The sequence below is a fragment of the Nocardiopsis rhodophaea genome (assembly GCF_039530945.1).
Taxonomy (GTDB): Bacteria; Actinomycetota; Actinomycetes; order Streptosporangiales; family Streptosporangiaceae; genus Nocardiopsis_C; species Nocardiopsis_C rhodophaea.
Genome location: NZ_BAAAPC010000002.1, coordinates 202,157 through 218,986, shown reverse-complemented (window position 1 = coordinate 218,986; position 16,830 = coordinate 202,157). Strand labels below are relative to the sequence as shown.

Annotated in this window: 14 protein-coding genes; 4 read left to right on the top strand and 10 right to left on the bottom strand. The window is 71.1% G+C overall.

Annotated elements, in window-relative coordinates; all coding sequences use genetic code 11:
• Positions 1-12: 12 nt before the first annotated feature.
• From ABD259_RS02860 to ABD259_RS02835, 6 genes are all read right to left on the bottom strand, one after another.
• Positions 13-1,518, bottom strand: a complete 1,506-nt coding sequence (locus ABD259_RS02860; RefSeq protein WP_344159995.1) for a CoA-acylating methylmalonate-semialdehyde dehydrogenase — start codon at positions 1,516-1,518, stop codon at positions 13-15.
• A 28-nt stretch (positions 1,519-1,546) separates the two neighbouring features.
• Positions 1,547-3,427: a 3D-(3,5/4)-trihydroxycyclohexane-1,2-dione acylhydrolase (decyclizing) gene (gene iolD, locus ABD259_RS02855; RefSeq protein WP_344159992.1), complete on the bottom strand. Its 1,881-nt coding sequence runs from the start codon at positions 3,425-3,427 to the stop codon at positions 1,547-1,549.
• 5 nt (positions 3,428-3,432) lie between these two features.
• Positions 3,433-4,323 carry a 5-deoxy-glucuronate isomerase gene (gene iolB / locus ABD259_RS02850; protein WP_344159989.1) on the bottom strand — a complete coding sequence of 297 codons (891 nt, stop codon included), beginning with the start codon at positions 4,321-4,323 and terminating at the stop codon, positions 3,433-3,435.
• Positions 4,320-5,195, bottom strand: a complete 876-nt coding sequence (locus tag ABD259_RS02845; protein ID WP_344159986.1) for a Cgl0159 family (beta/alpha)8-fold protein — start codon at positions 5,193-5,195, stop codon at positions 4,320-4,322. Before ABD259_RS02845 ends, iolB begins: the two co-directional genes overlap by 4 nt.
• The gene (gene iolC, locus ABD259_RS02840; RefSeq protein ID WP_344159983.1) at positions 5,195-6,205 is read right to left on the bottom strand and encodes a 5-dehydro-2-deoxygluconokinase; all 1,011 of its coding nucleotides are present in this window, start codon (positions 6,203-6,205) and stop codon (positions 5,195-5,197) included. Before iolC ends, ABD259_RS02845 begins: the two co-directional genes overlap by 1 nt.
• A 73-nt stretch (positions 6,206-6,278) precedes the next feature.
• Positions 6,279-7,289 carry a Gfo/Idh/MocA family protein gene (locus ABD259_RS02835; RefSeq protein WP_344099291.1) on the bottom strand — a complete coding sequence of 337 codons (1,011 nt, stop codon included), beginning with the start codon at positions 7,287-7,289 and terminating at the stop codon, positions 6,279-6,281.
• Between the two features lie 238 nt (positions 7,290-7,527).
• Here ABD259_RS02835 and ABD259_RS02830 point away from each other — a divergent pair, with 238 nt between their 5' ends.
• Positions 7,528-8,268, top strand: coding sequence for a GntR family transcriptional regulator (locus ABD259_RS02830; RefSeq protein ID WP_344099293.1), 741 nt, complete (start codon positions 7,528-7,530; stop codon positions 8,266-8,268).
• A 77-nt stretch (positions 8,269-8,345) separates the two neighbouring features.
• Here ABD259_RS02830 and ABD259_RS02825 read toward each other — a convergent pair whose 3' ends face one another.
• A complete protein-coding gene (locus ABD259_RS02825) occupies positions 8,346-9,380 on the bottom strand; it encodes an ROK family glucokinase (RefSeq protein ID WP_344099295.1) in 1,035 nt (344 codons plus the stop codon).
• Positions 9,381-9,569: 189 nt separating this feature from the next.
• Positions 9,570-10,934 carry a KamA family radical SAM protein gene (locus ABD259_RS02820; protein WP_344099297.1) on the bottom strand — a complete coding sequence of 455 codons (1,365 nt, stop codon included), beginning with the start codon at positions 10,932-10,934 and terminating at the stop codon, positions 9,570-9,572.
• A 429-nt stretch (positions 10,935-11,363) separates the two neighbouring features.
• Between ABD259_RS02820 and plsX the strand changes: the two genes are divergently transcribed.
• Positions 11,364-12,455, top strand: a complete 1,092-nt coding sequence (gene plsX, locus ABD259_RS02815) for a phosphate acyltransferase PlsX (RefSeq protein WP_344099299.1) — start codon at positions 11,364-11,366, stop codon at positions 12,453-12,455.
• Between the two features lie 58 nt (positions 12,456-12,513).
• Here the strand turns inward: plsX and ABD259_RS02810 are convergent, their stop codons facing one another.
• Positions 12,514-13,620, bottom strand: a complete 1,107-nt coding sequence (locus ABD259_RS02810; RefSeq protein ID WP_344099301.1) for an NADH:flavin oxidoreductase/NADH oxidase — start codon at positions 13,618-13,620, stop codon at positions 12,514-12,516.
• A 137-nt stretch (positions 13,621-13,757) separates the two neighbouring features.
• Between ABD259_RS02810 and ABD259_RS02805 the strand changes: the two genes are divergently transcribed.
• Entirely contained in the window at positions 13,758-14,111 is a 354-nt protein-coding gene (locus ABD259_RS02805) for an ArsR/SmtB family transcription factor (RefSeq protein WP_344099303.1), read from the top strand.
• A 307-nt stretch (positions 14,112-14,418) separates the two neighbouring features.
• Positions 14,419-15,180: an SDR family oxidoreductase gene (locus tag ABD259_RS02800; RefSeq protein ID WP_344159980.1), complete on the top strand. Its 762-nt coding sequence runs from the start codon at positions 14,419-14,421 to the stop codon at positions 15,178-15,180.
• Positions 15,181-15,474: 294 nt separating this feature from the next.
• Here ABD259_RS02800 and ABD259_RS02795 read toward each other — a convergent pair whose 3' ends face one another.
• A complete protein-coding gene (locus ABD259_RS02795) occupies positions 15,475-16,776 on the bottom strand; it encodes an MFS transporter (protein WP_412759332.1) in 1,302 nt (433 codons plus the stop codon).
• Between the last annotated feature and the right edge of the window lie 54 nt (positions 16,777-16,830).

Here is a 16,830-nt window from a genome sequence, read left to right as displayed (position 1 = left end):
GAATCAGCGGAATCAGCCGTGGGTGGGGAAGTTGAACGCGGCCTCGACGGACCGGGAGACGTGCGGCCACCGGCTGGTGACGACCTTGGCGCGGGTGTAGAAGTGGACGCCTTCGGGGCCGTGGACGTGGTAGTCGCCGAACAGGGAGTCCTTCCAGCCGCCGAAGGAGTAGTGCGACATGGGCACCGGGATCGGCACGTTGACGCCGATCATCCCGACGTGCACCCCGCGCTGGAAGCGGCGGGCGGCCTCGCCGTCGCTGGTGAAGATCGCGGTGCCGTTGCCGTAGGGGTTGGCGTTGATCAGCTCGATCGCCTCGTCCAGGTCGGCGGCGCGCACGACCACCAGCAGCGGGCCGAAGACCTCGTCGGTGTAGACGTCCATCTCGGTGGTGACCCGGTCCAGCAGTGTGGGCCCGACGAAGAAGCCGTCCTCATGCCCTTCGACCTTGAGGTCGCGGCCGTCGACCACGGCCACCGCTCCCTGTTCGACGCCGGAGGCGACATACGAGGCCACGCGGTCGCGGGCCTGGGCGGTGATGACCGGGCCCATGTCGTTGCCGACGTCCTGGCCCGGCCCGACCCTGATGGCCGCGGCCTTCTCGGCGAGCACCGGCAGCAGCGCGTCGGCCGCGTCGCCCACCGCCACGGCGGCGGAGATCGCCATGCACCGCTGCCCGGCCGAGCCGAACGCGGCGGCGGTCAGGTGGTCGGCGGCGTACTCCAGGTCGGCGTCGGGCAGGACCACGGCGTGGTTCTTGGCGCCGCCCAGCGCCTGCACGCGCTTGCCCGCGGCGGTGGCGCGCTCGTGCACGTACCTGGCGATGGGCGTGGAGCCGACGAAGGAGACCGCCTCGATTCCGGGGTGGTCCAGGAGCGCGTCGACGGCGACCTTGTCGCCGTGCACGACGTTGAACACGCCGTCGGGCAGCCCGGCCTGCTTGTACAGCCCAGCCACGAAGGAGGCGGCCGACGGGTCGCGCTCGCTGGGTTTGAGGACGAAGGTGTTGCCGCAGGCGATGGCGATGGGGTGCATCCACAGCGGCACCATGATCGGGAAGTTGAACGGGGTGATCCCGGCGACCACGCCCAGCGGCTGGCGGAAGTCGAAGGTGTCGATCCCGGTGGAGATCTGGTCGGAGTAGCCGCCCTTGAGGGCGCTGATGATGCCGCACGCGTACTCCACGACCTCGCGGCCGCGCACGATCTCGCCGCGGGCGTCGTCGATGACCTTGCCGTGTTCGGCGGCGATGATTCCGGCCAGCTCGTCCTCGTGCTCGACCAGCAGCTCGCGCAGCCGGAACATGACACGGGTCCGCTGGGTGAGGGACGACTCGCTCCAGCTCTCGAAGGCCTTCGCGGCCGCGGCGACGGCGGTGTCGACGTCACCGGCCTCGGCCATCAGGACCGCGGCCTGCTCGGCGCCGGTGGCCGGGTTCCACACCGGTGCGGTGCGGGTGGAGGCCCCCGGGGTGGCGGCCCCGTTGATCCAGTGCTGGATGGTGTTGGTGGTGGTCACTGCATGCGTCCGTTCTCGTTGGGGCACGTCACAGGTAGTGGCGCTGCCGCGCCTTGTGCTCGGCGTAGGTGGCGGCGGCCTCGCGGGTGCTGTCGAGGTCGGCCACCTGGCTCACCGGTACGTCCCACCAGGCCGAACCGGGCGGGTTGGGCCCGTACAGGTCGGTCTCGATGTGCACGACGGTGGTGGTGTCGGCGGCCCTGGCGCGCGCGATGGCATCGCGGAACTCCGTGATGCCCTCGGCGCGGATGACGTCGGCGCCGAGGCTGGCGGCGTTGGCGGCCAGGTCGACGGGCAGGATCCCGCCGTCGAGCAGGCCGCTCTTCGCGTCGCGGTAGCGGTACCTGGTGCCGAAGCGCTGCGATCCCAGGTCGTCCGAGAGCGAGCCGATCGAGGCGAACCCGTGGTTCTGCACCACGACGATGATGACCTTGAGTCCCTCGGACACCATGGTGGCGATCTCCTGGGCCATCATCAGGTAGGAGCCGTCGCCGACCAGGACGACCACCTCGCGGCTGGGGTCACCCATCTTGACGCCGGTGCCGCCGGCCACCTCGTAGCCCATGCAGGAGTAGGCGTACTCGACGTGGTAGGCCTTGGGGTCGCTGGCGCGCCACAGCATCTGCAGGTCGCCGGGCATGCTTCCGGCGGCGTTGACGACGACGTCGCGCGGGTCGAGTACCTCGTTGAGCGCGCCGAGCACCGCGGTCTGCGCCGGCAGCGGGCCGTGGTCGGCGTGATAGCACTCATCGGTGATCCGCGCCCATTCGGCGGCCAGCTCCCGGGCGCGCTCGCGGTAGGCCGCCTCGACCTGCCAGTCGTCGAGCTCGCGGCGCAGCGCCTCCAGCCCGGTGCGCGCGTCGGAGACGAGCATCGACGCCTGGTGCTTGGCGGCGTCGAGCCGCGCGATGTTGAGGTTGACGAACCGGACGTCGGGGTTGGCGAAGACGGTGTGGCTCGCCGTGGTGAAGTCGCTGTAGCGGGTGCCGACGCCGAGCACCACGTCGGCGTCGCGGGCCAGGGTGTTGGCGGCCTTGGTGCCGGTGGAGCCGAGCCCGCCGACCGCGCACGGGTGGTCCCAGGGGACCGCGCCCTTGCCCGCGTGGGTGTCGGCCACCGGGATGCCGGTCGCCGCGGCGAAGTCGCACAGCGCCGCCATGGCCTGGGAGTAGACGACGCCGCCGCCCGCGACGATCAGCGGCTTCTTCGCGCCGCGCAGCGCCTCGGCCGCGCGGGCCAGCGTGTCGGTGTCCGGCCGCGGACGGTCGATGTGCCACACGCGCTTGCGGAAGAACTCCACCGGCCAGTCGGCGGCCTCAGCCTGCACGTCCTGGGGCAGGCACAGGGTGACCGCGCCGGTCTCCGCCTGGTCGGTGAGCACCCGCACGACGGCCAGCGCGGCGGGGATGAGCTGCTCGGGGCGGGTGACGCGGTCCCAGTACTTCGACACCGGGCGCAGCGCGTCGTTGACCGTGACGTCGCCGCCGCGGGTGTCCTCCAGCTGCTGCAGCACCGGGTCGGGGCCGCGGGTGGCGAAGACATCGCTGGGCAGGAGCAGCACCGGGACGCGGTTGGTGGTGGCCAGCGCGGCGCCGGTGACCATGTTGGTCGAGCCGGGGCCGGTGGAGGCGGTGCAGGCGAAGGTCTGCAGCCGGTCCCGCATCTTGGCGAAGCCCACCGAGCTGTGCACCATGCCCTGCTCGTTGCGGGCGAGGTAGTAGGGCAGATCGGCCTCGCCGGTGGTGGCGGCCTGCAGCAGGGCCTGGCCCAGGCCCGCCACATTGCCGTGCCCGAAGATGCCCCACACGCCGGGGATCAGGCGCTGCTCGACGCCGTCGCGCTCGGAGTACTGCGCGGCGAGGAAGCGGACCAGCGCCTGGGCGGTCGTCAGTCGGACGGTCTCGGTCACCGGGCTCACTGCTCCTTTCCCTGGGCCGTGTACAGCGGGAGGCGGGGGTCGGTCGCCTGGTCGGCCCAGGTCTGGCGGACCCAGCCGTGCGCCGGGTCGTCGCAGATCAGCCAGGCGCGGTCGTCCCCCGGACCCGCCATGACGTTGAGGTAGTAGAGGTCGTAGCCGGGCGCGGCCATGGACGGGCCGTGCCAGCCGTGCGGGATGAGCACCACGTCCTCGCTGCGGACCTCGGCGAGCACGTCGATCGGCCGCCGCTCGGTGCCGTAGACCCGCTGGTAGGCGACGCCGGGGCCGACCGGGCCGTCGGCGACCTCGAAGTAGTAGATCTCCTCCAGCTCGCGCTCGGTCTCGGTGGCCTCGTCGTGCTTGTGCGGCGGGTAGGAGGACCAGTTCGAGGAGGGGGTCAGCACTTCGCAGGCGATGAGCTTGTCGCACTCGAAGGTCTGCGGGGTGCAGAAGTTGTTGACCTGGCGGCTGGACTGCCCGGCGCCGCGCAGCTCGACCGGCACGTTCTCGGCGGGGCCGTAGCGGGCCGGCAGCCTCTTCTCGCAGCGCGCGGCGGGCAGCGCGAACCGGCCGCCGCCGGTGCTGGCGATGGTCGCGCTGGCGTCGCGCGGCAGGTAGGCGAAGTCGGTGACCCGGGAGAACACGTCCTGGCGGCCGGTGACCTCGAACGTCTGGCCGTCGACGGTCACCGTGCAGCCGCCGTTGAGGGGCAGCACCAGGGTCTCGGAGTCGGATGTGGCGACCTCCTGGCTGCCGCCGGGCGCGAGCTCCAGTACGCGCAGCCCGGAGTAGCCCCATCCCGCGGACTCGGGCGTGACGACGGTGCGGAACGGGCCGGAGGCGGTGCTCCCGGCCGGAAGGTAGTGCTTGGAATCGGTAGTGCTCACAGCAGCCCCACAGCGGTGTCGACGGCGCCGACGACGTCGTCGTCGGCGGGATAGAGCAGGGATCGCCCGACGGTCAGACCCCTGACCGTCGGCAGTTTCAGTGCCGCGCCCCAGCGGGCGTAGGTGGCCTCGGGGTCAGCGGACAGTTCGCCGCCGAGCAGCAGCGCCGGGAGGGTCGAGGCGGCCAGCACGCGCTCCATCTCGTCCACCACCGGCACCTTCAGCCAGGTGTAGGCGGACGAGCGGCCGATGCCGGAAGCGATGGCCACCGAGCGGGTCACCGCGTCCGGCGACAGGTCGTTTTTGACGGCGCCGTCGGTGCGGTGCGAGATGAACGGCTCGACCATGGCCATAAGCCGCGCCGCGTTGAGCTCGTCGACCGCCTTGGCACAGGCCTCGAAGGTGGCGGGGGTGCGGTCGTCGTTGTAGTCGAGGCGCAGCAGCATCTTGCCGCCCTCGAAGCCCATGGCGGCGATACCGGCGGTGTCGTAGCCGGTGAACCGGTCGTCGATCTCCCACGACGCCCCGGCCAGCCCGCCGCGGTTCATCGACCCGAAGACGCTCTTGCCCTCCAGCGCCCCGAGCAGCAGCAGGTCCTCCAGGATGTCGGCGGTGCCCAGGACCCCGGTGACGCCGGGCCGGGCCAGCGCCGTGCACAGCCGGTCGAGCAGGTCGGCCCGGTCGGCCATGGCCATGGGCCGCGCACCCGCGCGCAGCGCCCCGCGCGCCGGGTGGTCGGCGGCGATGATCATCGCCTTGCCGTGCTCCCCCACCAGCGTGCCGGGCTTCACCCGCCGCGCGGCGGCCTCGGCGATCGCCTCGGGGTTGTGCACGCGCGTCTCGATGATCTCCCGCAGTCGGTCGGTCGCCATCAGCTGCTCCCGCGCGTCGAGGTGGTGCCGAACGCCAGGGCGGTCCCGGCCAGCTTGGCCTCGACCTCGTCCTGCGTGGGCATGGCGTCGGAGCAGGAGAGCCGGGAGGCGACGATGGCACCGGCGGCGTTGGCGAAGCGCATGACGCGCTCGGTGTCCCACCCGGAGAGCAGGCCGTGGCAGAGGGCGCCGCCGAAGGCGTCGCCCGCGCCCAGCCCGTTGACCACGTCGACCGGGACCGGAGGGACCGCCACCTCACCGGAGCCGTCCACCGCGAGGACGCCCTTGGGGCCCTGCTTGACGACGGCGAGGTCGATGCCGTTGTCACGGGCGGACGCGGCGGCCTCATGCGGGTCGGTGCGGCCGACGGCGGTGTCCCACTCGTCGAGGTTGCCGACGGCCACGGTGGCGTGGGGCAGCGCCTGGGCGACGACCTCGCGGGCGGTGTCGCGCGACTCCCAGAACATCGGCCGGTAGTCCAGGTCGATGATGGTGGTACCGCGCTTGCCGCGGGCCCGGAGCGCCTCCAGGGTGGCGGTGCGGCTGGGTTCCCGGCACAGGCCGGTGACGGTGACCCAGAAGATGTCGGCGGCGCGGATGGCGTCGTAGTCGAGGTCCGCGGCGTCGATCTCCAGGTCGGCGGCCTTGGGGTCGCGGCCGTAGAAGTAGAGGGGGAAGTCGTCGGGCGGGAAGATCTCGCAGAAGGTCACCGGGGTGGGGCGGCCGGGGACGGGGCTGACGAAGCGGTCGTCCACCCCGAAGCCGCGCAGCGCGGAGTGCACGAAGGCGCCGAAGGGGTCCTCGCCGGTGCGGGTGATCAGGGCCGTGCCGCGCCCGTAGCGGGCGGCGGCCACGGCGACGTTGGTCGGGCTGCCCCCGATGAACTTCCCGAAGGACCGCACCCGATCCAGCCCGACACCCACCTGCTCCGGGTAGATGTCGACGCCCACGCGGCCCATCGTGATGACCTCGAAGCGGCCATCAGAGTGCCGGCGGTCACTGGGTTTCACTCGAACCTCCGTTGGTGTAGGTGGCCGGTTTCCTGTGTCGCCCGGCCGGTGTCGGGATCGGCGCGCGGTCGCGCTACGGCTGGGGCCGCACCTCGGCGACCTGGACCGGCCGCCCCTCGCGCATGGACCTGTCGGCGGCGTCGGCGACGAGCACGGCCTCCAGGGCGTCGGCGACGGTGCAGGGGCTCTCTCCCCCGCCTGAAACCATGCGGATGAAGGCCCCGATCTCCGCCTCGTAGGCGGGGGTGAAGCGGGACCAGAACTCCTGCCACGGCTGTCCGGTCGGGAAGTCGACGCCCGCTTCGGCGGAGACCAGCGGGGCGCGCTCATCCAAGCCGACCGCGATGGTGCCGCGGGAGCCGGCGAGCTCCATACGGACGTCATACCCGGCGCCGTTGTAGCGGGAGCCCTGGAGGGTGACCACGGTCCCGTCGTCCATCCGGAGCACCGCGGCGGTGGTGTCGACGTCCCCCGCCTCGGCGAAGTACGCGGCGCCCCGGTTGGCGCCGTAGGCGTACACCTCGGTGACCTCGCGGCCGGTCACCCAGCGCAGGATGTCGAAGTCGTGCACGTGGCAGTCGCGGAAGATGCCGCCGGAGGTCGGAACGTAGGCGGCGGGCGGCGGGGCGGCGTCGCAGGTGATCGCGTGTACGCGGTGCAGCTCGCCGAGTTCGCCGTCGCGCAGTGCCTGGCGGGCGCGCGTGTAGCCGGCGTCGAACCGGCGCATAAAGCCGATGTGCACCGGGACTCCGCTCTTCTCGACCTCGCGGAGGACCTCGACGGTCCCGGGGATGTCGGGCGCCACCGGCTTCTCACAGAAGACCGGGATCCCGGCGCGGACCCCGGCGAGGATGAGCTCCGGGTGGGCCGCTGTCGCGGCGGTGATGACCAGGCCGTCGACGGCGCCCGGAGAGAGCAGTGTGGAGATGTCACCCGCGACATGGGCGCCGACGCGCCCGGCGACCTCGCGGGCGCGGTCTCTGTCGGCGTCGGCCAGCACGAGTTCGGAGACTTCGGGGCGCGCCGAGATCGCGGCGGCGTGCGAGGCGCCGATCCGGCCGGTGCCGACAAGTCCGATCCGCATACCCATCCTCCTACACGTTGATCCAGGTAACAGGGTGTTGTTCCGTGGGTCACATCCTTTGAGAGAGTTTGTACGCCGAATGTGAAGATCTTGTCAATAGTTTGTCTAGACATATGGACGTCGTGATATCCACGCAACATGCCGAATACGTAGACTGGGTGGGAACTCCCGCGGCCGAACGCGCGGTAAAGAGAGGTTCATCCCAGCGCCCGCACGTCCATCAGGAGAACGGAGTCGCGTGTCAGAGTCGCCCCTGTCGATCCCCCTCGACCGCAGCAGCCCGGTGCCGCTGTACTTCCAGGTGGCCCAGGAGCTGGAGCAGCGCATCCAGTCCGGCGACATGCCCGCCGGAACCCGCCTGGAGAACGAGGTCGTGCTCGCCGGCAGACTCGGCCTGTCGCGCCCCACCCTGCGGCGGGCGATCGAGTACCTCGTCGACCGCGGCCTGCTGGTGCGTAAACGCGGGGTCGGCACCCAGGTGGTCACGCCTCGGGTGCGCCGCCCCGTGGAGCTGTCGAGCCTGTATGACGACCTGAGCCAGGCGGGCCAGCGACCGCGTACCGAGGTGCTCGACCTGAGCGTGGGGCCCGCGCCGGACGCGGTCGCCGCGACCCTGGAGGTCGCCCCCGGCACCGAGATCTACCTGGTGGAACGCCTGCGCTACGCGGGCGACGAGCCGCTGGCGCTCATGCACAACTACCTCACGCTGGACCGCGTGGAACTGACCCGGGAGAAGCTCGCCGAGACCGGCCTGTACCAGCTGCTGCGGGCGGCGGGGATCACGCTGAAAATGGCCTCGCAGAGCATCGGCGCCCGGGGCGCCACGGCGGCCGAGGCCCGGATGCTCGGCGAGTCGCGGGGGGCACCGCTGCTGACGATGGACCGCACCGCCTACGACGACATCGGCCGGGTGGTCGAGGTCGGCTCGCACGTCTACCGCGCGACGCGCTACTCCTTCGAACTCACCCTCACAGCCTGAAACGACAAAGCCCCCGTCGATATCGCCGAGATCAACGGGGGACCGGGTGGGGCGGTGACGGCGGCTGAGGCGCCCCGTCACCGCGCCCGGAAGCGGGCGCGGCGGGAGCGCCGGGGGAAGCGGCGCGTGGTCGCGTCCCGGGCCAGCAGGGAGGCGCCGATCAGCCCGGCCTCGTTGCCCAGCTCGGCCCGGACGATGCGGGCTTCCGGCCGGTAGCCGCGCCCGGTGAGATGGCGGCGGAAGGCCGTGCGGGCCGGGCCGAGCAGCAGCTCGCCGCAGTCCGAGACGCCGCCGCCGATGATGAACAGCTCCGGGTCGAAGGCCGCGGCCAGGTTGGCCAGGCCGACACCGAGCCAGCCCCCCGCGTCCTCCAGGAGTTCCACGCTCGCGCGGTCGTCCTCGCGGGCGAGGTCGCTCACCAGAGGGCCGGTGATCAGCGCCGGGTCGCCGCCGACCGCCTGGATGAGGCGGCGCGCCACCGGGGAGTCGGCCGCCGCCAGTTCGCGCGCGTCGCGGGTCACCGCGTTGCCGCTGGCGTACTGCTCCCAGCAGCCGCGGTTGCCGCACTCGCAGCGGTGACCGCCAGGGACGACGGTCATGTGCCCGAACTCTCCGGCGATGCCGTAGCGGCCGCGGTGCAGCTTCCCGTCGAGGATGATCGCGCCGCCGATACCGGTGCCGAGGTTCACCACGACGATGTCGTCGACGCCGCGTCCGGCCCCCACGCGGACTTCCGCCCAGGCGGAGGCGTTAGCGTCGTTCTCCACGACAACGGGAAGATCCAGCCGCTGCGTCAGGGCCTCGCGCAGGGGCTCCTTCCGCCAGGCGAGGTGGGGAGCGAAGAGCACGCTGGCGCGGTGCTCGTCGACGAAGCCCGCCGCACCCACGCCGACGGCGTGCACGGGGTACGCGCGGCGCAGCTCCTCGACGAGGGAGGCGATGGTGTCCTCGACGACCTTGGGGCTCTTGCTCTTGTCGGGCGTCTCCGCGCGCCGCCGGGCCAGAACGCGGCCCGACGGGTTCACGACGCCCGCGGCGACCTTGGTTCCGCCGATGTCGATGCCGATCGTGAGTCCGCGAACGTGCCGACCGGTTCCCCTGGAGAAAGCCATAACCCGCTCACTCTATCGGCGCCGCGCGGCGCGGACGCTGCACGGCAAAGGCCCCGGCCCCGTCGCATCGCGTTGACAGGACGGGGCCGGGCCCGGCGACCCTTCGGGTCGGATACGGCCGGTGGTCCGTGGTGGGGGCGCCCCCTTGCCCAGCCGATCTCACGCCGCCGCCACACACCGCCAGGGTCGCTACAACCGCGTGGGGGTCACCAGCGCGGACGCGTCGGTCGGCGGCGCCGACTCGTAGGGGAAGTGGGTCGCCCCCAGCGCCGGTTCCAGGTCAAACAGCCAGCTGGCGGTTTCGTCGTACTTGGCGAAGAACGGCTTGCCGACGAGCTCCGGGTCGCGCGCCTGGATGAAATGGAGCACGAAGACCTTCTCGCCGGCGATCTCGGTGACGCCGTCGACACAGACCTTGCCGGGCGTGGCCGACATGGACGGGCCGCGCACGGTCCGGGCCAGGCCGGAGACCTTCATGTAGGCGCGGCGATAGATCTCGTAGGCCTCCGCCAGCGGAACGGCGAAGTAGTCCTGGGGACCGGTGTCGCGCTCGACGAACATGTAGTACGGGACCATGCCCATGCGGGTCTGGGTGCGCCACATGGTTTCCCAGGTGGCCGGGTCGTCGTTGATCGTCCGGATCAGCGGGGCCTGCGTACGGATCACCGCACCCGTGTCGCGTATCCGGCGCACGGCCTCGTGCACCAGGTCGGGCAGGAGCTCGTTGGGGTGCGAGAAATGCGCCATGAACGCGAGGTTCTTGCCGGATTCGACAACCTTCTCGAACAGGCGCAGGGTCTCGTCGGCGTCGGGGTCGGTGACGAAGCGCTGCGGCCAGTACCCCAGCGCCTTGGTGCCGATCCGGATGGACTCCAGCGTCTCGATCCCGAGGAGCGGTTCGATGTAGCGCGACAGGACGCCCTCGCCCATGATCATCGGGTCGCCGCCGGTGAACAGGACGCTGGTGACCTCGGGGTGCTGGTGCAGATACTCGACCAGCTGGTCGATGTCGCTGGAGGCGAACTTCAGGTCGGCGTCGCCGACGAACTGGGCCCAGCGGAAACAGTAGGTGCAGTACGCGTGGCACGTCTGCCCCTGCTTGGGGAAGAAGAGCACCGTCTCGGCGTACTTGTGCTGTACGCCGGGGATGGGGTCCTCGTTGCCGATCTTGGGGACGTTGAGCTCCATCTGCCCGGCGGGGTGAGGGTTGAGTCGCGCACGGACTTCGTTGGCGGCTTCGTTGAGCTCCTTGCGGGGGGCCTCCCGACGCAGCAGGTCGGCGATCCTGTCGACGTCCTCGCTCGGGAGCATGTCCGCCTGCGGGAACACCAACCGGTAGATCGGATCGTCGGGTGCGGCGTCCCAGTCGATCAGCTCGTCGATGACGTAGGTGTTGACCCGGAACGGCAGCACTGTGGCCACCGCCCGCGCCGCCAGACGTTCCTCCGCGCTCAGGCCGGCACGGGCCGTCAGTTCGTCCAGATGTTTCGTCGTGTAGGCACGAAACCGACGTCCGGCGGACGGGGACAGTGCCGCGTCGTGCGTCAAGCTCACGCGTCTCCTCTCATGACAACCGGCAGGCCGCCCAGGCGGGTCCACGGGGCGGCGCTGACACGGGGATCCCGGCGTGTTCGCACGCCAGCGGACCACCCATAACGTGAACAATGTGGTTAAAACCGGGCCCGGCGGGTGATGCAGAAACCGGGCCAGCGAACGGGCATACCCGATCTAGGGCGATACTTACCCACTTTACGAAGATAAACCGCTGACCTGGGTTTATTCGGGCCGCCTGCGGGAGACTCCCAGCTCTCCCGTAGCCTGACCCCGGGGAGGGCGGCGCGGGGAGCAGACGTCCGGCCGTTGAAGCCGGAGGTCGCCACAGCGCCCCTCACCGTCCCCACCGCCCCAGGGCAAAGCCGGCAGGCCAGTCGGACCGTGTGGAGAGCGTGGAGAGCGCTGTCCAATGGAGAGCGAGGAACCCGTTTGAGCGGCGGATCCCCGGTGAAACGCTCCGAAGCGCCGGTCATCGCGGTCGACGCGATGGGGGGCGACCATGCGCCCGCCGCGGTCGTCCAAGGGGCGGTGCACGCGGTCCGCGAGTACGGGCTGCGGCTGGTACTGGTCGGACGGGCACGGGAGATCACGGCGCTGCTCGCCGAGCAGGAGGCCACACGCGAGATCCCGGTCGTGCACGCCGAGGACACGCTCGCCATGAACGAGGGCGCGCTGGCGAGCTGGCGGCGACCGCGCTCGACCGTGGCCGTCGCCTGCAAACTCATCCGGCAGGGGGACGCCGCCGCGCTCGTGTCGGCCGGATCGACGGGCGGGGTGGTCGCCACGTCCACGGTGCGGCTGCGCACCCAGCCCGGAGTGCTGCGCGCCGCACTGGCCGTGGCGCTTCCGACCCGCCCGGTTCCCACCATCCTGCTGGACGCCGGGGCCAACGCCGACGCCAAACCGGAGATGCTGGTGCAGTTCGCCCACCTGGGCGCGGCGTACGCGCAGACCGCCTACGGCGTCGCCGAACCGCGGGTGGGGATGCTGACCATCGGCTCGGAGCCGGGCAAGGGCAACAAACTCGCGCGCAAGGCCGCCGAACTCCTCCACGCCACCGCCGCGGACACCACCGCGGGCGCGCCCCGCCTCGATTTCCGAGGCAACATCGAAGGCCACGACCTGCTGTCAAGCGAGGTCGACGTGGTGGTCACCGACGGATTCACCGGCAACGTGGCGTTGAAGTCCGTCGAAGGGGCGGTCAGCTTCGCCTTCGACACCATCCGGGAGGCCCTCACTTCAAGCCGCCTCGCCAAGGCTGGAACCCTGCTGCAACGCAAATCGCTCCGCGAGCTCACCGACCGCTTCGACAGCGACACCTACGGCGGCGCCGTGCTGCTGGGCCTCAACGGCACCGTCGTCATCGCCCACGGCGCCAGCAGCCCCCGGGGCATCGAACGCGCCTGCCTGCTGGCCAACGACCTGGCCGGCGGCCACATCGTCGACCAGGTCCGCCGCCGCCTCCACACCACTCCTCGCCCTCATGGCTGGCTGCACCGCCTGAGCCACAGCGAGGAATAGCCCACCGCCGGTCTGTCCCGGCGCGCGGCGGGGTGACGGCACCCGCCGCGCGATCACCTCACCCGCGGCGCCGGACGGCGTAACCGTACTGCTCCGGCCAGCGCGGGTCAGCCCCGAGTTCGGTGGCGGCGTGCTGGGGCCAGTAGGGGTCGCGGAGCAGTTCCCGGCCGAGGAGGACGGCGTCGGCCCGGCCGGAGGCGACGATCTGTTCCGCCTGCCGCGCCTCGGTGATCAGGCCCACGGCTCCGGTGGCTAGCCCCGTCGCGTCGCGGACCTGGGCGGCGAAGGGGACCTGGTAGCCGGGCTCCACCGGGATCTGGGCGTCGGGGGCCATGCCACCGGTGGACACGTCGAGCAGGTCGACGCCGCGCGCCTGGAGCTCCTTGGCCAGCCGGACGGTGTCGTCCCCCGTCCAGCCCTCGCGGGCGTCGGCGGGGTTCTCCGACAGCCAGTCCGTGGCGGAGGTCCGGAAGAAGACCGGAAGGTGGTCGGGCCACACCTCGCGCACGGCATCGACGACCTCCATCGGGAAGCGCAGGCGGTTCTCGAAGCTGCCGCCGTAGGCGTCGGTGCGGTCGTTGACGGCCGGGGAGAGGAACGAGTTGATCAGGTAGCCGTGGGCGCCGTGCACCTCCACGACCTCGAAGCCGGCGGCGAGCGCGCGCCGGGCCGCGTCGGCGAAGTCGCGGACGAGTTCGCCGATCTCCGCCTGCGTCAGCGCGCGGGGCGCCGGGAGTCCGGGGAAGGGCTCCGCGGTGGGGCCGACGGTTGGCCAGCCGCCCTCGGCCTCGGGCAGGTACCGGTCGCCCAGCCAGGGCTTGTCGGTCGAGGCCTTGCGCCCGGCGTGTGCGAGCTGGATGGCGGGGACCGCCCCGTACTCGCGGATCGCCGAGGTGACGCTGGCGAACGCCTGCTGCTGGCGGTCGTTCCACAGGCCCAGGTCCCACGGGCTGATGCGACCGTCGGGGCGCACGCCCGTGGCCTCGACCATGACCAGCCCGGCGCCGCCAGCGGCGCGGGCGGCCAGGTGAGTGAGGTGGAAGTCCGTTGGGGCGCCGGTCTCCGGGCCTTCGGGCGCCGCGGAGTACATGCACATCGGGGACATCCAGACGCGGTTGGGGATCTCCAGCGACCGCAGGGTCACGGGGGTGAACAGAGCACTCACCGATGGTCTCCTCGCTACAAGAAGCGGCTGACCACGACCGGCCAGCCATTAGTACGATAATCTACGTACTACGATGTTTGTCAAAGTATGACGATGCTCGTACTTTGTGCGGTGAGTCTCAACGCGCGGAGGTCGCCATGCACACCCCCGAGCCGACCGCCGGGTCCGGGCGCCGGTTAGCGCACCCGGAGCGGGAGGAGATCAGGCTGGAGACCGTGCTGCACGCGCTGGCCGATCCCATCCGACTGCGCATCGCGGGCGAGCTCGCGGACGGCCACACCGAGATGGCCTGCATCGCCTTCGAGCTGCCGGTGAGCAAGTCCACGTGCACGCACCACTTCCGAGTGCTGCGAGAGGCGGGCGTCATCCGCCAGCACTACGAGGGGACGGCACGCATGAGCCGACTGCGCGAAGACGACCTGGAAGCACTCTTCCCCGGCCTCCTCTCAGCGGTCCTGGAGGCCTACCGGCGATCCCACCGCCCCGTCTGACGAACGACGCTTCGTGCGTTCAACCGCAATCCCCCACCGCCCACACACGCCACGCGGCCTCCGCTGACCCCGTGCGGGTGATCCGTGCGCTCAAGCGCCCTCCCCTTCAACGACCGAGCCCGGCGCAATGACCGAACGCACCGCCCCCACCGCTACGAGCACACGGGCCCACGCCGGGTATGCGGCCTGCTGTTCGCTGCGAAACCGACGGCGGTCACCCGTTCAGCCCTACTTGAGCTGCGGTGCGGTTGAGGTTCTACGGTGAGCGGATCCGACCGCGAACCGAAGAATGAGGAGTAGGAAGCGCATGCAGAACACTCGTGTAGTGGTCACCGGCGCCGCGCGCGACTTCGGGCGGACGCTGGCCATCCGCTTCGCCGAGTTGGGCGCCGAGGTCTTCCTATCGGCCCGCAGCCTCACGGCGGCGGAGGCGACGCGGGACGAGATTCGGGCGCTCGGTCGTGACCACGTGCACGCGTTCGCCTGCGACCTCGGCGATCCCGAGTCGGTCCGCGAGTTCGCGCGGCAGGTGGGCGAGCGGACCGACCGAGTGGACATCCTGCTCAACAACGGCGCGCGGTGGCTCGACGCGACCGACCTGGACGCTGTCGGCGACGACGAGATCACGGCCACGATCGCCTCGGGCGGTTCCGGCACGGTCCTGATGACCAAGCACTTCCTCCCGCTGCTGCGCGCCTCGGAGCGGCCCGACATCGTCAACCTGATCTCGTCCGTGGCCTCGCCACGCGGCGACATGGGCGTCGGCAACCCGGCTTTCTGCGCCGCCAAGGGCGCCCAGGCCAACTTCGCCGAGATCATGTCCCAGCGCCTCCGCCCCCTGGGTGTCCGGGTCATTTCCCTCTACCCGCCGGACTTCCGCAACATCGACCCGCTCCGGGAGGAGTGGGATCAGGCCGAGCGGGGGCCGGATTCCCAGCTCACCTCCCGGTCACTGCTCGACTGCGTCCTTTTCGCCGTCAACCAGCCCCGGGACTGCTTCATCCGCTCCTTCGCTTTCGAGCCGACGGCCTCCCCGTCGGCCGGTGGGGCTGCTTCCAGCGAGGTGTAGGGGGCGCGTGGGGCGGCAGACACCCATGTCGTGGACGGGCTGATCCGGCTCAACGTCGGGAATGTGGATTCTGATCACCGTCGGGGAGGCGATTGAGGAGGCCCGCTGATGATGGTCCGAGCTGGAGCCCTCAGCTCGGTACGGCACTATTCCCGACTGATGCCGACCCTGCCTACGGCGTGTTCCACGCGGGGTGGACCGCCTGGTCGCGTGGGCGGATCACCGAGCGGTCAGGTGGCCGCAAGGAAGTGCCGGGGAAAGCCGCGGAACACGGAGTCCCGCCCGTCGGCCCCATCAGCGGTCACCCCGACCGCCGGCGTTCGGGCGTCCAGAGCACGCTCCAGCATCGCCTGCGCCTGGACCGGTTTGGCCGCGAAGGCCGTCTGCGGCGGGTACAACTCGCGGTCGATCAGCGCCCTGCCCGCCGGGGCGGCGCGCCAGTGGGCTCAGGGCGAGGCCGAGCACGGCCGCAGCCGCAGCCGCGGCTGGGACGAGTCCGGGGCTGACGGCGATTGCCGCACCACCGAGTACACCGCCCACTGCGGCTCCGACGTAGACGGAGCTGCTGTGTACGGCCATCGCCTGGGACGCGGCTTCGGCCCCCGCCCGGTCGAGCATGAGTGCCTGGAGACTGGGCGGCACCGCCCAAGCGGCGGCCGACCACACCATGAGAATCGGCGCTACACCCCAGACGGGAACTGGGCTGACCAGCCATAGGAGGGCCAGCCCGGCCATCGCCAGGCCGAAGACCGCACCGGCCGCCAGGAAGGAGCGAAGCGCGCCGAAGCGGTCGACCAGTCGGCCGGACGCCTGGGTGCCGAGCAGCCCGCCAACCCCAGAGCACACCAGCAGTACGCCCAGCACGGAGGGGGTGACTCCAGCGAGACCGGAAAGGATCACCGCGATGTAGGTCTGGAAGGCGAGATTCCCGGCCACGGTCAGGATCGTCAGGATGAGGACGACGGCCACGGCCCTGTCGAACAGGGGGCGCAGCAGATCGGCGAAGGTGCGGCGCTCCTCGTCGGTCGCGTCGGCGCCAGCGGGCAGGGTAGCGAGCCCCAGGAGTAGGGAGAGACCGCCCATGAGGCCGCCGAAGGCGAAGGTCGCCTTCCACCCCAGGAGAGCGCCAACCCACGTACCGAGCGGGACACCCGCCAGGATCGCGCCGGTCAGACCCATCATCACCAGGGCCAGGTAGCGGCCTCGGCGGTCTGGCGGCGCCTGCGTACTCGCCGCAGCCAGGGCCGTCGGCAAGACCACGGACGCGGCCAGAGCGGCCACCACCCGCAGCGCCATGAGGACGGGATAGACGTCCACGAGGAGAACAGCAGCGTTCGCCCCCGTGAAGGTGGTGAGCGCCCAGAAGAGGGCTCTCCTGCGCGGCACCCGGGCGAACAGGATCGCCCAGATGGGAGCGGTGAGTGCATAAACGAGTGAGTAGGCGGTGACCAGCTGCCCGGCCGCGGACTCCGATACGTGGATATCGGAAGCGATCGCCGGGAGCACACCAATGATGATGAAGTCGTCTGTCTGGACCGCGAAGGCCGCCAGTGCCAGGGCGAGCAACCACGCGGGGGGTCGTCGGGATGTACTCATGGCATAAAGGTAACACCTGTTTCCCTAATGCGTGTGTCAGAGTACCTGTCCGGA

What these genes read in the sequence shown, in the direction of transcription:
- ABD259_RS02845 (WP_344159986.1), bottom strand. Translation starts at nt 5,195, where the DNA reads ATGGCGACCGACCGACTGCGGGAGATCATCGAGACGCGCGTGCACAAC.
- ABD259_RS02835 (WP_344099291.1), bottom strand. Translation starts at nt 7,289, where the DNA reads ATGCGGATCGGACTTGTCGGCACCGGCCGGATCGGCGCCTCGCACGCC.
- ABD259_RS02825 (WP_344099295.1), bottom strand. Translation starts at nt 9,380, where the DNA reads ATGGCTTTCTCCAGGGGAACCGGTCGGCACGTTCGCGGACTCACGATC.
- ABD259_RS02805 (WP_344099303.1), top strand. Translation starts at nt 13,758, where the DNA reads ATGCACACCCCCGAGCCGACCGCCGGGTCCGGGCGCCGGTTAGCGCAC.
- ABD259_RS02800 (WP_344159980.1), top strand. Translation starts at nt 14,419, where the DNA reads ATGCAGAACACTCGTGTAGTGGTCACCGGCGCCGCGCGCGACTTCGGG.
- ABD259_RS02795 (WP_412759332.1), bottom strand. Translation starts at nt 16,776, where the DNA reads ATGAGTACATCCCGACGACCCCCCGCGTGGTTGCTCGCCCTGGCACTG.